The sequence below is a fragment of the Ruegeria sp. L12 genome (genome assembly GCF_056531745.1).
Genome location: NZ_JBQFMH010000005.1, coordinates 153829 through 167867, shown reverse-complemented (window position 1 = coordinate 167867; position 14039 = coordinate 153829). Strand labels below are relative to the sequence as shown.

The 14039-nt window shown below is 59.1% G+C and carries 14 protein-coding genes; 9 read left to right on the top strand and 5 right to left on the bottom strand.

What is annotated here, in order from left to right:
- Window position 1: 1 nt before the first annotated feature.
- Window positions 2–928: a carbohydrate ABC transporter permease gene (locus tag ACR0K9_RS10400; protein WP_480822908.1), complete on the bottom strand. Its 927-nt coding sequence runs from the start codon at window positions 926–928 to the stop codon at window positions 2–4.
- An 89-nt stretch (window positions 929–1017) separates the two neighbouring features.
- A complete protein-coding gene (locus ACR0K9_RS10395) occupies window positions 1018–2277 on the bottom strand; it encodes an ABC transporter substrate-binding protein (protein ID WP_480822906.1) in 1260 nt (419 codons plus the stop codon).
- Window positions 2278–2425: 148 nt separating this feature from the next.
- Between ACR0K9_RS10395 and ACR0K9_RS10390 the strand changes: the two genes are divergently transcribed.
- From ACR0K9_RS10390 to ACR0K9_RS10365, 6 genes are all read left to right on the top strand, one after another.
- Entirely contained in the window at window positions 2426–3220 is a 795-nt protein-coding gene (locus ACR0K9_RS10390; protein ID WP_480822904.1) for an IclR family transcriptional regulator, read from the top strand.
- A complete protein-coding gene (locus tag ACR0K9_RS10385) occupies window positions 3217–4275 on the top strand; it encodes an ABC transporter ATP-binding protein (RefSeq protein WP_480822902.1) in 1059 nt (352 codons plus the stop codon). The genes ACR0K9_RS10390 and ACR0K9_RS10385 overlap by 4 nt, the downstream gene beginning before the upstream one ends.
- Before the next feature lie 121 nt (window positions 4276–4396).
- Window positions 4397–5356 carry a dihydrodipicolinate synthase family protein gene (locus ACR0K9_RS10380; protein WP_480822900.1) on the top strand — a complete coding sequence of 320 codons (960 nt, stop codon included), beginning with the start codon at window positions 4397–4399 and terminating at the stop codon, window positions 5354–5356.
- Window positions 5347–6276, top strand: coding sequence for a 4-hydroxyproline epimerase (locus ACR0K9_RS10375; RefSeq protein ID WP_480822898.1), 930 nt, complete (start codon window positions 5347–5349; stop codon window positions 6274–6276). The genes ACR0K9_RS10380 and ACR0K9_RS10375 overlap by 10 nt, the downstream gene beginning before the upstream one ends.
- Window positions 6273–7508, top strand: coding sequence for an NAD(P)/FAD-dependent oxidoreductase (locus ACR0K9_RS10370; RefSeq protein ID WP_480822896.1), 1236 nt, complete (start codon window positions 6273–6275; stop codon window positions 7506–7508). Before ACR0K9_RS10375 ends, ACR0K9_RS10370 begins: the two co-directional genes overlap by 4 nt.
- 92 nt (window positions 7509–7600) lie before the next feature.
- Window positions 7601–8287, top strand: a complete 687-nt coding sequence (locus ACR0K9_RS10365; RefSeq protein WP_480822894.1) for a GntR family transcriptional regulator — start codon at window positions 7601–7603, stop codon at window positions 8285–8287.
- Here ACR0K9_RS10365 and ACR0K9_RS10360 read toward each other — a convergent pair.
- A complete protein-coding gene (locus ACR0K9_RS10360) occupies window positions 8275–8856 on the bottom strand; it encodes a YceI family protein (protein ID WP_480822892.1) in 582 nt (193 codons plus the stop codon). The two genes, ACR0K9_RS10365 and ACR0K9_RS10360, sit on opposite strands and share 13 nt — an antisense overlap.
- A gap of 97 nt (window positions 8857–8953) precedes the next feature.
- Here ACR0K9_RS10360 and ACR0K9_RS10355 point away from each other — a divergent pair, with 97 nt between their 5' ends.
- The 3 genes from ACR0K9_RS10355 to ACR0K9_RS10345 are packed head-to-tail and all read left to right on the top strand — an operon-like array spanning window position 8954 to window position 11344.
- Window positions 8954–9478 (top strand): RNA polymerase sigma factor, encoded by a 525-nt coding sequence (locus ACR0K9_RS10355; protein WP_480531308.1) that lies wholly within the window; start codon window positions 8954–8956, stop codon window positions 9476–9478.
- Window positions 9475–10212, top strand: coding sequence for an anti-sigma factor family protein (locus ACR0K9_RS10350; protein WP_480531306.1), 738 nt, complete (start codon window positions 9475–9477; stop codon window positions 10210–10212). Before ACR0K9_RS10355 ends, ACR0K9_RS10350 begins: the two co-directional genes overlap by 4 nt.
- 52 nt (window positions 10213–10264) lie before the next feature.
- Window positions 10265–11344, top strand: coding sequence for a helix-turn-helix domain-containing protein (locus ACR0K9_RS10345; protein ID WP_480822890.1), 1080 nt, complete (start codon window positions 10265–10267; stop codon window positions 11342–11344).
- A 34-nt stretch (window positions 11345–11378) separates the two neighbouring features.
- Here the strand turns inward: ACR0K9_RS10345 and ACR0K9_RS10340 are convergent, their stop codons facing one another.
- Together ACR0K9_RS10340 and ACR0K9_RS10335 are read right to left on the bottom strand one after the other, a co-directional pair.
- The gene (locus ACR0K9_RS10340) at window positions 11379–12455 is read right to left on the bottom strand and encodes a DUF2793 domain-containing protein (RefSeq protein WP_480822888.1); all 1077 of its coding nucleotides are present in this window, start codon (window positions 12453–12455) and stop codon (window positions 11379–11381) included.
- 119 nt (window positions 12456–12574) lie between these two features.
- Entirely contained in the window at window positions 12575–14011 is a 1437-nt protein-coding gene (locus ACR0K9_RS10335; RefSeq protein ID WP_480822886.1) for a mannose-1-phosphate guanylyltransferase/mannose-6-phosphate isomerase, read from the bottom strand.
- Between the last annotated feature and the right edge of the window lie 28 nt (window positions 14012–14039).

Sequence of the window (14039 nt, the reverse complement as noted above, 5' to 3'; positions counted from 1 at the left end):
CTCAGTGCCCCTTCTCTTCACGGTACATCGACCACAGGAAATAGGCGATGAAGCAGAGCATGATGAGGAACAGGATCACCGCGATGGCCGCGCCGTATCCCATGCGGAAACCGTATTCCGAAAGCGCCACTTCGAACATGTAATAGGCCAGCACGCGGGACGACCCGAACGGCCCGCCCTGGGTCATGATCGAGATCAGGTCGAACGACCGCAGCGCGCCGATGATGGTCACGACGAAAGCGATGAAGGTGGCTGGGCGCAGTTGCGGCAGGATGATGTGCCACAGCATCCGCCAGCCTTTGGCGCCATCCAGACGTCCAGCCTCGATCTGTTCGGGGTCCACCGCGTTCAGGCCGGTGAGATACAGGATCATGCAATACGCCGTTTGCGGCCAGAGGCCCGCGAAGATGATGCCATAGGTCACGAACCTTTCGTCGCCCAGCACATTCAATGGTCCGAGACCAAAGAAACCAAGGAACTCGTTCAGCAGGCCAAAGGTCGGGTCGTAGAACCACGTAAACACAAGACCGACAACGACCTGAGAGATTACGAATGGAAAGAAGAACAACGACTTGTACAGGCGAATGCCCCACACCGTCTGGTTCAGGAACAGCGCGATGAACAGACCCGCCGGGATCGCGGCCAGATAAAGGATCAGCCAGATCAGGTTGTTTTTCAGCGAAATATAGAAGGCATCCTGATCGATCCATTCCCAATACAGGTCTTCGTAGTTGCGGAACCCCACATATTCGGCCGCGCCCAGACCGTCCCACTCGTAAAGCGACAGGTTGAAAGACTGGAAAACCGGGATGATCACATAGACCATAAAGAACAGCAGACCGGGGGCCAGAAACAGCCAGGGCGCGATGCGCTGTTGGTTGCGGTGGAACCAGCTTTCCTGTTCTGGAGCGTCTGCGGCAATGGTCATGGCGGCATTCCGACTGAGGGGTGGCGGGCTGAAGCCCGCCCTACGTTTTTGGTCTGGTATAGGCCGGGCTTCAGCCCGGCCCTGTTCGTTTAGTTGTCGTAGATACGCTGTCGCGCGCGCTCCAGCTTGGCCAGGATACGGTCAGCATTGTCAGGCTTGACCATGAACTCCTGAAACCCTTCCATCGACGCCTTGGCCATTTCCGCAGGCGCGTCACGGTCCCAGAACTGGGCGACGCCGCCCGGGCTGTTCGACGACAGCATGGTAAAGCCCTGCTGCAGGAACTTGTCATCATCCACCGCCGATTGCGCATTCACCGGCAACTGGCCGAGATTTGCGCCATTGTTGATCTCGGTCTGTTCGTCCGCCGAAACAATAAAACGCAGGAACTCACGCGCGGCTTCCTTGTTTGAGGCATTGGCCGGAATGTGGAACGTGTCCGTCGGCGCATCTTCGGCCAGTTCGACATCGGGGTTGATGGCAACGAACTGATAGAAATCCAGTTGGTCATCACTCAAACCCGCCTCACGCAGAGGCGCCACCGCGAAGTTGCCCATCAGATAAGCGGCGGCTTCGCCGTTGACCATGAAGGGCAGAGCCTCTTGCCAGCTATAGGTCTGATGGTTGTCGATGAACGCGCCCATATCGATCAGCTGTTTCCAGTTGGCGAAGGTCTGCTTGACGCGATCATCCTCCCAACTGATTTCGCCATTGGCGAGCTGGTTGTGGAAGTCGAACCCGTTGGTGCGCATGTTCAGGTAGTCGAACCAGCCGCCAGCGGTCCACAGGAACTTGGTCCCGATGGTATAGCAGGCACGGCCGGAATCGACGATCTTCTGACAGTTGGCCAGTTCCTCTTCCCAGGTGGTCGGCTCGCTCAGGCCCAGCTCGTCAAAGATGTCTTTGCGATAGTATACTCCCCACTGGTAATAGGTATAAGGCACGCCCCATTGCTTACCGTCGATGGTCATCGCCCCCTTGGTCGAGGCCAGATTGTCGGCAATTGCAGGCTCGGCCCACAGGTCGGATACATCTTCGAACAGTCCTGCCTCGACATAAGGCTTCATCCGGTTGGCAGCGTACCAGGTCGCCACATCGGGGGTGTCGGCAGTCAGAAAGTTGCGGATTTGCGTCTTGTAGGCCTCACGGTCGATTACCGTGGTCTCGATGGCCAGATCTGGGTGCTGTTGCTGGAACCGCTCGATCATCGCCTCCATCGTCGCGCGCGGCGCCGGGTTCGATGTGTCGAGGAAAATACGCAGCTCGCCGGTCAGCTCGGCGGATGCCGGGACGGCAAGCGCGACGCTCATGGCCAGAGCAGCCGTCGTACGCTTGAAGATGGAATGCATGGTTTCCTCCCTTTTGCTTCCATTCTGGTTTATGTAGTTTCAAATAATGAAACCTTGTTTTATATATTGAAAACTACACATCGACTCAGCTAGTCTTGTCAAGACTAACGTGGCCACGCCACGTGAAACCGGAGGAGCACAGGCACCCGTGTCAGGTGACGGAACAATAGGAAAAGCATGTGATGTGCTGGATCAGGTGGCGTCGTTCAAACGCCCGGTGCGCTTTGGCGAATTGCTGGAAAGCAGTGCATTTCCGAAGGCAACACTTTATCGCTTTCTGCAGTCGCTGACCAATCAGGGCATGCTGAGCTATGACCCCGAACGTCAGAGTTATTCGCCGGGAATGCGGCTGGTCCGCCTCGCGCATTCGGCCTGGACCCAGAACTCGCTGGCTCCTATCGCGCGGCCATTTCTGGATGCGCTGAGCGAAGAGACCGGAGAGACTGTGCATTTGGCGCAGCTCGATTCGGGGCAGGTGCTGTATGTTGATAAGCGCAATGCGCAGCGACCGATCGAGATGTATTCCGAGGCCGGGAAAGTGGGGCCCGCATATTGCACGGGTGTCGGAAAGGCGATGATGGCCTTTTTGGAAGACGACCCGCTGCAAAAAACGATCTCACAGCAAAGTTTTCATCGGTTCACCGACAAAACGCTGACCTCGGAAGAGGCGCTGCGGACCGATCTGGCGCTGATCCGGGGCCGGGGTTACGCGGTGGACGATGAAGAACATGAGCCCGGCATCATCTGCGTGGCCTGCCCGATCCTGACCCCCGGCGGTCGTGTGCTGGGCGCGCTGTCGGTGACCGGTTCAACCAGTCGGATGAATTTCGAACAGCTGGAATCATGGGTACCTCGTGTCCGACAAGTTGCCGAGAAAATCGGTGGCGAAGCGCAGGCATGGCGGTTTCCCGAAAGCCAGAAGAACAGGATACAAGCGACATGACAGGTGTAACGCTGAAAAACGCGATCAAGCGCTATGGACAGACTCAGGTCATTCACGGGATTGATCTGCAGATCGAAGATGGTGAGTTCTGTGTTTTCGTTGGTCCTTCGGGTTGCGGCAAATCCACGTTATTACGGATGATCGCGGGGCTAGAGGAAACTTCGGACGGAGAGATTCATATCGGGGCGCGTGATGTCACGCATATGGACCCGGCCAAGCGCGGGGTGGCGATGGTGTTCCAGACCTATGCGCTCTATCCGCATATGACGGTCGCCGAAAACATGGGCTTTGGCCTGCGGATGAACGGTGTCGCGAAGGCCGAGATTGAACAGAAGGTTCAGGATGCATCGGGCATTCTGAAGCTGGACCAGTATCTGAAACGCAAGCCCAAAGCGCTATCCGGTGGGCAGCGGCAACGAGTGGCCATCGGTCGCGCCATCGTGCGCGGGCCCGAAGTGTTCCTGTTCGATGAGCCGCTTTCGAACCTCGACGCGGAATTGCGGGTCGAGATGCGGGTTGAAATCGCGCGCCTGCACAATGAAATCGGCGCGACGATGATCTACGTGACGCATGATCAGGTTGAGGCGATGACCATGGCCGACAAGATCGTCGTGCTGCGCGATGGTCGAATCGAACAGGTCGGTGCTCCGATGGATCTGTATCGTAACCCCGACAACAGGTTTGTCGCCGGTTTTATCGGGTCGCCTGCGATGAATTTCCTGGAATGCGATGTGATTGACGGCACCGTGCGCCACCCTGCCTTGTCCGAGGCAATCCCGGTTACCAGCAGCGTGCCGCCAGATGCTTCAAAGGTCACGCTGGGCATTCGGCCCGAACACATACAGGTGGATCGCACCGGCGATACCTGTACGGTCGACCTGACCGAAGCGCTTGGGGGCGTTTCGTACTCCTATCTGTTGACGCCCAGTGGCGACAAACTGATCGTTGAAGAGCGCGAAGACCAACGCAGCAAGACCGGGGAACGCATTGGCATCTCATTCCGTCCGGAACGTGCCATGCTGTTTGATCCGGAGACCGGTCAACGGTTGCGCTGAATTACCAGCCACAACTTCTTCAAATGGTACTGTGCCGGAAGAGTGTGAAAATCTATTGATAGATTTTGTATCCAATATCCGATACTGGAGAATCGTGCGCCTGTTCAATGGAGACCCCACGATGCCAAGCAACATTTTCACCGGTACAATGCCCGCCCTGATGACCCCTTGCACACCCGGTCGCGAGCCGGATTTCGATGCGCTGGTCCGCAAAGGGCAAGAGATGATCGCGGCCGGGATGTCGGCCGTTGTCTATTGCGGCTCGATGGGGGACTGGCCGCTGCTGACCGATGCGCAGCGGATGGAAGGGGTTGAGCGCCTCATTGATGCGGGCCTGCCTGTCGTTGTAGGAACCGGAGCGATCAATACAAAATCCGCAGTGGCCCATGCCGCCCATGCGCAGAAGATGGGCGCGGCGGGGCTGATGGTGATCCCACGTGTTCTGTCGCGTGGCAGCTCTCCGACAGCGCAGAAGAACCATTTCGAAGCGATCCTCGAGGCAGCGCCGGATGTGCCCGCGATCATCTATAACAGCCCGTATTATGGTTTTGCCACACGGGCCGATCTGTTCTTTGCCCTGCGCGCCGAGCATTCAAATCTGGTCGGCTTCAAGGAGTTCGGCGGCAAGGCTGATCTGCGCTATGCCGCCGAGAACATCACCAGCCAGGATGATCAGGTCACGCTGATGGTCGGCGTTGATACCGAGGTTTTCCACGGTTTCGTCAACTGCGGCGCAACCGGTTCGATCACGGGGATTGGAACTGCGTTGCCGCGCGAGGCGCTTTTGCTGGCCGCGCTCTCTCAGAAAGCCGCCACAGGTCACGCCGAAGCCCGCCAGCGCGCGCAGGAACTGACCGAGGCAATCCATGTTCTGTCCAGCTTTGATGAAGGCCCGGATCTTGTGTTGTATTACAAGCATCTGCTGGTTTTGAACGGTGAGGATGAATATCGTCTGCACTTCAATGAATCCGACGCGCTGACCGACGCGCAGCGAAACTATTGCGAACAGCAATATGACCTCTTCCGCAACTGGTTCTCCGATTGGTCGAAGCAGGGCGGAGTGATCGCCGAATGCATGTAATCGACAGCCACACCGGGGGTGAGCCGACACGGGTCATTCTGGATGGCGCCCCTGATCTGGGACCCGGGCCGCTGGCTGTCCGGGCGCGGCGGCTGGCTACCGAGCATGAAGGATTCTATCGCTCGGTCATGCTGGAACCGCGCGGGCAACCGGCCATGGTCGGTGCATTGCTGGTTGAGCCGACGGACCCTTCTTGCGTGACGGGCGTGATCTATTTCGATGTAGACGCTGTGCTGGGCATGTGTGGGCACGGCACCATCGGTATGACCGTGACGCTGGCGCATATGGGGCGGATCGGTGTCGGAGAGCATCGCATCGAAACACCAGCCGGTGTCGTGACGGTCGAACTGCATGACGCCAATACGGTCACCGTGACAAATATCGAAAGCCGTCGAGTGCGGCAGAGCGTGTCGCTGGACGTGCCCGGCCACGGATCGATAACCGGAGATATCGCCTATGGCGGCAACTGGTTCTTCATTGTCGATCCCAGCCCGATCCCGGTGATGCCTGGGAATATCGATGCGCTGACCGAATTGTCGATTGCGATCCGCGAATCCTCAATCGCCGCCGGGGCAGGGGGCGAGGAGGGCGAGCCTGTGGACCACGTGATCCTGCAGGGCCATTCCTCCAGCGGCGCGCATAGCCGCAACTTTGTACTGTGCCCGGACGACAACTATGACCGCTCGCCCTGCGGGACGGGCAGTTCAGCGCGGCTGGCGTGTCTGGCCGCGGATGGTCTGCTGAAGCCCGGGTGCGAGATCGTGCAGGAAAGCGTGATTGGCAGTTCCTATCGTATGTCTTATCAATCAGGCCCGAATGGCGGCGTGATACCGCAGATCACCGGACAGGCCTATGTCATGTCCGAAGCCAAGCTGATCTTTGATCCACAAGACCCGTTTCGCACAGGGATCGAAACATGACTGAAGTGACCATCATCGGGGCTGGGGTGATCGGCATCACCACCGCTCTGGAGTTGCAGCGCCGGGGGCATCAGGTCCGCGTGTTGGACCGAAAAGGCGTTGCTGCCGAAACCTCGGCGGGTAACGCGGGGGCCTTTGCCTTCACCGAAGTCGAGCCGCTGGCCACGCCCGGCATCATGCGCAAAGCGCCCAAATGGCTGCTTGATCCGCTGGGGCCGCTTTCGATACCGCCGTCTTATGCCCTGAAGATTGCGCCATGGATGTACCGGTTCTGGCGCGCCAGCAGCCGAAGCCGGTATGAGAGCCTGCTGAATGCACAGGCGCAACTTATGGACTTGTCGTCGGCCGCGCTCGAGCGGCTGATCTCTTCGGTTGACGGCGAGGGGATGATGCAGCGCGACGGGCAAATGCAGTTGTATGAAAGCGAGGCGGATTTCCGCGCCAGCCTGCCCACATGGGAGCTGCGCCGCCGCCATGGGATCGAATTTGAACTGCTGGAAAGCACCGCTGCGATTGCCGAGAAACAACCTGGTCTCAGCCCGCGTTTCACCCATGCGGGATTCACACCGAACTGGTTGAATACGGTGGACCCCAAAGCCTGGGTCGAGCATCTGGCGAAGGCGTTCCGGGATCGTGGCGGGCAGATCGAACAATGCGACATCCGCGCTCTGGAGGCTCGTGAAGATGGTGTTGGGATCGTCCATGCTGACGGCAAGATCACGACCCCCCGCGCCATCATCGCTGCCGGCGCATGGTCGCATCATCTGACAAGGACGCTGGGTGATCACATCCCGCTTGAGACCGAGCGTGGATACAATACGACCCTGCCAGAGGGCGCTTTTGACTTGCGGATGCATCTGACCTTCTCGCGCCACGGTTTTGTTGCCACCCGGATCAACGGCGGGGTTCGCATTGGCGGTGCGGTCGAACTCGGCGGTCTGAAATTGCCTCCGAACTATAAACGCGCGGATATTCTGCTGCAAAAGGCGACGCAGTTTTTGCCGGGCCTCAAAACCGAAGGCGGCAAGCAGTGGATGGGCTTCCGGCCTTCGATGCCGGACAGCATTCCGGTGATCGGGCAATCGGCAAAGTCTGCGAATGTGATCTACGCCTTTGGTCATGGGCATCTCGGGCTGACCCAATCGGCCGGAACGGCGGAATTGATCGGCGCGTTGATCGACGATCAGACGCCTGCGATTTCTTTGCAGCCGTACTCCGCCAATCGTTTTTGAGGGAGGTGCCATGCGTAGCTTCATGCTGAACAAACCGCGTAAGGGTTCATTCCCGCACTCTAATCCGCAGAGCAACACCCGGGGCGCATGACATGGGACCCAAGCGCGCCATAATCCGGCAAAGCCTGCCCGAAGTAATCGCCAGTGATCTGCGCGAACGGATACTGAGCGGCGATCTGTCCGAAGGTGAAACTATCCGACAAGAGGCGCTGGCCGAAGAGTACGATGTGTCTCGCATGCCTGTACGTGAGGCTCTGAAGCAGTTGGATGCCGAGGGGCTGGTCGTGTTGACCAATAATCGTGGCGCCTCGGTCACTGAACATTCGCTGAATGAGATCGCCGAGATTTTCGACCTGCGGGTCCTGCTTGAGGTGGATCTGTTCCGCCGCGCCATTCCCGCCATGACCACCGTGGAATTTGCCGAATGCAAGGACATCTTGCAGCAGATGGAGGCCTCGTATGACGCCAATGATGTTGGCCAATGGGGGGCGCTGAACCATCGTTTTCATGCGGCGCTTTACGCTGCAGCGGGGCGTAGCCTGACCAATGATCTGCTGTACCGCGTGTCACTGCAATCTGATCGCTATGTCCGCATGCATTTGAGCGTGAACCAGCAGCGCAGCGCGGCGCGCAAAGAACATCGGGAGCTGTTGCAACTGGCGCAGGCCGGTCAGACAGATGCGGCCTGCGCTTTGCTTGCGGCGCATATCGGGCGAACCAAGGAAGAACTCATTACTCTGATGACAGCCCGTCGCGCCGCAGGGTCTCAGCCCTCCTGAGTGAACATCAGGCGCGCTGTGACGGGAACGGTGCGGGTGATGCTGGGCAATTGTGCCAGTTCCATCAGCTTGTCGACGCCGGGGGTCACGCCAGCATCTTCGGTGCTGATAAAGACCATGTCATTGGTCGAAACCATGACGGACTTCTCGCTGACGCGCAGGATGAACAGATCGGTGTAGAAATCGACATCGGTGCCGACCAGGGAAAGTTTGGCATCCACCTCCATCACGGTGGTCTCACCCACGGCCAGTTTCGAGACCGCGTCCATGTCGATCCCTGCTGTCAGGGTCGCGGTGGCCGCTTTGCGGAATACATGTTCGATCATCCGTTCGTTGCGAATATCGATATTGGTCTCGACCGAGGACAGGTCGATGTCGATCTCGACCTTGCCGTCTTCGGTGACATGGCCCGAGAGGTTCGAGAAGGAGTTGACCTCGCCCACATCCTCGATTTTCACTGTGCCATAAGCCAGATGCGAGGCATCCGGGTTTAATGACCAATTGGCTGCAAGTACCGGCGTTGCAATAATTGCCGACGCAATCGTGAATGTTCTCAACAGAAATTTCATTTCATTCCTCCAAAGTCTGTGTCAGTTCAGACCAAGCGGGCCCGGTCCCATATCTAACAAACACAGGTAAGTCGCGTTTTATTCGATGAGTGTTGAAATGAGTTCCGAACAAGCCGTGCGCGGCGCAATCCAGGCACATTCGAAACGGGTCTGGCGGTTCGGGCTTGCTTTGTCGGGGGCGTCGGATATCGCGGATGATCTGTTGCAGGCCACGGCGCTGCGGGCGCTGGAGAAGCACCATCAGGTGACGTCCTATGACCGGTTGGACAGTTGGTTGATGACTATCTGCCGCTCGATCTGGCTGAACGAAATCCGGGCGCGTTCGGTTCGCAAAGCGCAGGCGCTGTCGGTAACACCTGAATGTGAACTGGTCGCATCCGGACCCGATTCAGAAACGAATATTTTCGCTGCTCAGGTGTTTACTCAAGTGATGCAACTGCCAGAGGCTCAACGTGAGACAGTAATGCTTGTGTTTGTTGAAGGATACAGCTACCGCGAAGCTGCTGCCATGCTGGACGTTCCCATCGGTACGATCATGAGTCGATTGTCCAATGCCCGGCAGAAACTGAAATCCGTGATGCTTCACGACGCAGGTGGCATCGCTCGACGGAGTGGCAGATGAAGTTTTCAGACGAGACGCTTCTGGCCTATCTGGAAGGCAATCTGGACGAGTCCGAGGCTCGGGCCATCGAAGATGCGCTGGCCGATGACCCGGAGCTCGAATTCCGACTGATGGCGCTGGATCCGTTTGCCGCAGCGGTTCAAAAGGCGTTTGAGGGGCTTCCCGCCGAGGCACCTGAAATCGAATTGCCCGCGCCCACGGTAACGCAGACGTCTTCGGGTCCGCTACGCTTGCTGGCCGTGGCAGCTTCGGTGTCGGTTATCGCAGTTTCGGCAACCTTCTGGGCCACGCGACCGGCCGAGCTGGGCTGGGCGGAACAGGCCGCGATCTATCAGTCCCTTTATGTGCCGGAAACCATTGCGTCTCTGGATAATTCGCCCCAGGCGCTGGATGCACAGTTTGCCCGGGCCGAGGCCGAACTGGGGCGGTCGCTGAACCGCGATGTGCTGGAAACGCTGCCCGGGCTTGACCTGAAGCGGGCTCAGGTATTGTCATTCAACGGCAAGCCTTTGATTCAGATCGTTTTTGCCGATGCGCAGGGACGCCCCTTTGCGTTCTGTATTATCCGTCAGGGTGGCGACGCTCCTGCCAAGGATGTAAATCTTGCCGTGCTCAGCGGTCTGGCGACAGCCACCTGGGCGGGCGACGGCTATGGCTATATGCTGCTGGGCAATAATCCGCAGACCGATCTGAACAGCGAGCTGAGCATCCTGACCGATATCTTCACGGGGTGATCGGGCGGAATACCTCTTGTGAACCGCGCCAAATGGTCGAAGAATAATGGCCATGACGCCGAAACCCCTGACGCCGGATACGGATGAAGAGGCCCCCGAAGAGGGGCCTCGCAGCATCTACGACACCGATCCACCCGAGGAAGAGGATCTGTGGTTTCTTCCCCCTACGGACGAGGAAGACCCGGAAGACCTGCTGACCCCGGGGCTAAGGCCTCAGCAGAACCTGCTTTTCGATGTAAGAGACTGGCGCGCAGCACAGTCCAAGCTTTCGGCTGAACTTGCGGATCTCGCCCTGACCTTCGGGGCGCTGGATGAACGATTGCGTGCGGGCCCGGCGGGGTGGGGGCATCGGTTGGCGTTGATGGAGGTCTCGGATCTGGGCTGGTGGACCGGCGACCGGATCGGCGTTGATCGCCTTGCGCTTTGGACTGGCCTGCGGATCGGTTCGACAAGCGATGACGTGCAGGCCCTTTATCGGGCAGGCTGGGCGGTACGGCGTTTGACTTCGGGGGCAACCCCTTCGGAAGGTGGGTGGGAGGCCGGGCTTACCGCTTTCCTCGACCGTCAGGCGCAGGGGATCGAGGAAGTGCCAGAATCGGTTGCCGATTTGGCCGAGGTTATGCGCAGCGCCGATGGTGTCCATCCGGTGACCCAGGCTGCGATTGGATTTCACGCATGGCGCGCGTTTTCACCGGGCATCGGTCAGGACACCGAGGCCGCCATTGTCGCGAACCGTCATGCCGCCTCGATGGGCCGGGGCGGGGCCGTGTTCATGCCGCTGGCTTTGTCCGGACCAGGTGCGCTGCGCGGGGCTGGTACTGTCGAAGAAAAACTGTCGGCCTGGGTGGGCGGCGCAGGTCAGGCCGCGCTTGCGGCCCTGCTTCATCTGGATCGGATAAGCGCCTGGGAGGCGCGCGCGCGCGAAGCAACATCCGATCTGAGCGGCCGCACGCCACCCGTCCTGATCGACGTATTGACCGCCTGGCCGATGGTTTCTGCACCGCTGGCCGAAGAGCTGACGAAATCCTCGCGCGCCGCCGTTCAGCGCAACCTGATCACATTCACCAAAAGAGGCCTGATCCGAGAGGTGACAGGGCAGGGACGTTACCGAGTTTGGACCGCAGATTTGTGACCGCCCGACCCGCAGGGTCAAGCGGCCCGAGTCGTCAGAACCAGCGGCCAACTGCTATAAGTGTCGGTGGCACGGCTGCCGCGTCTGATGTCACTGACATGATCTGACAGGTGACCTGAGTCTCTGACGGTATGTCGAAGCCAACGAACCGGGAAAGCGCTCCGCCATTGCCGCTCAGAGCAGGTGTGGTGCCGCTGGCAAAGGCCATCGGGAAATCCCAGGTTGTGGTTGAGCTTGTGTACAGGGCCCCTGCGGTGACGGTGCATGTCACTGCGCTCATGGTAACCGAACAAATCTGGGTTCCATCGGCAAAGCGTACATAATCCCCACCCGCCGTGCTGCCGCGTTCGATCGCGGCACCGCCGGGGGTTCCTCCGCTTTCGGATACGGTGCCCAGCAGATTACCGGGCCCATAGCCATAATCTGCACGCATCAGGCGACCCGGGCTGGTGTCTTCGGCACTGTTCTGCACCGCCGCGCCGCTTGCCATGCCGGTCGCGGCATCAATCCGCAGCGCATCCGTCCAACTGCCGCCATCCGGAGATACCTTGATTGAGAAATCGGTGCTACCGGACAGACCCATCTCGGCATGGCCGGTCCAGTTTGATTGAAACAGCAGCGACGCGGTGTCCCCCGCACCCGCCTTGTTGATCTTCAACTGATGCCCGGCGCCTTCATGGGTCAGCAGTGTGGCGGGGCTGCGCACGGCCAGTCGGTTGGTGCTGTCAGAGTTGGTTGTAACGCCCACACCGGTCAGGTTCTGAGTGCTTATGGGCGGATCGATCCATGCGGCCCCGTCCCATACTTTGATCTGGCTCGAACTCTGATCCCAAACGCGCCACCCGGTGTCCGGCGTCACAAAATGCCAGGCGTTATCAACCCATGCCGCCAGCTGGCCTGCATGTCCGTTCCAATCTCCGGTCGGGGCAGCGCCCAGGGCATGGACTTCTCCCTGATCCGGAACAACGGGCGGTGTTGTTGCGTTCAGCGAAGAAACACTCAGTTGAACGGCCAGATCCAGCGCGAGCAAGGCCTCGTTATGGGTGACATGTTTCTGGGCCTGCGCGGGTTGCAGATAGGGCAGGTTCAATCGGGGTGAGTTCTGTGGCACGGGCGTCCTCCTGTGGCTGTCGGTCCGACGATGATTGCGCGCCACACTGCCGTGATCCGCGTGAATCTCGCCTGACCGGGCCGAGCGCCCGATTTGTCGGTTGTTAACGAAGACTGCCGTTAATCGCGGGCATAGATATCTTCATAGCGAATGATATCGTCCTCACCCAGATAGGTCCCGGTCTGTACCTCGATCAATACCATCGGAACCTTGCCCGGATTGACCATCCGATGTACGGCCCCCAGCGGCACATAGACCGACTGGTTTTCGGAAACCAACTGCACCTTGTCATCAATGGTGACCTCAGCCGTTCCTTCCACAACGATCCAGTGTTCCGACCGGTGGTGATGCGATTGCAGGCTGAGCGAAGCGCCGGGATGAACGTGGATGCGTTTGACCTGAAACCGGTCGCCAATCACAAGGCTCTCAAACCAGCCCCATGGGCGGTGATCAACAGGCAGAGATTCCGCTTGCTTCGCGCCTTTGGCCTTCAACGCCACAACCGCCTGCTTGACGTCCTGCGCCCGGTCCATGCTGGCCACGAGAACCGCGTCAGGCATTGCAACGGTGATCACATTCTCAAGCCCCATTGCGACAACTTCCTGCGCCGGGGATTCTGAACGTACCAGCACATTGCGGCAATCGATGGCGGTCACTTCGCCCGAGGTTGCGACGCCATCGGCATCGGGATTGCTCAACTCCTGCACTGCAGACCAGCTGCCCACATCGGACCACCCGGCGGCATAGGGAATGACGCTCAGATTGTCGGCTTTTTCCATCACTGCGTAGTCGATTGAGATGTCTTCGACCGTCGCCCAAGCTTCTGGGTCAAGCCTCAGGAACCCCAAATCGGTCTGCGCCTGCTCAACCGCAGAGCGGACCGGGGCCAGCAGGGTGGGCGCATGTTGTTCAATCGCTTTCAGGATGTCCTGCACGGCAAACAGGAAGATACCCGAGTTCCAAAGATAGCTGCCCTCGGCCACCATCGCCTTGGCATTCTTCAAATCGGGTTTCTCGACAAATCGGTCCAAGGGAACGGCCGCGCCGGTGGCGTCAGGTGTATGACGCAACTTGAGATAGCCATAACCGGTCTCGGGCCGGTCGGGGGCGATGCCGAAAGTTACCAGATCGCCACGCTCGACGATTGCGCGGGTGCCCTCGGCCACGGCCGCGTGAAACGCCGAAGCGTCGGGGATCACATGATCCGATGGGGCCACAAGCATCACCGCCTCCGGGTCGACTGATGCAAGATGTAGCGCGGCGGCCAGAACAGCAGGGGCGGTATTGCGCCCCTCGGGTTCGATCAGGATGGGGCCAGGATCAATGCCAATGGCCATCAGCTGTTCGGGCACCACAAAGCGAAAGGCTTCGTTGGTCAGAATCAACGGCTTGCCATAAGGGGCGTCATCAGGGCCGCACAGTCGATTGGCGCATTGCTGCAACAGACTGCTTTCACCAATCAGCGATACAAACTGCTTGGGATAGCTTTTGCGTGACAACGGCCAAAGCCGTGTACCAGAGCCGCCACACAGGATGACCGGATAGACCTTGCTCATGATGGCTGCTCCCTCAGACCGGATCTTG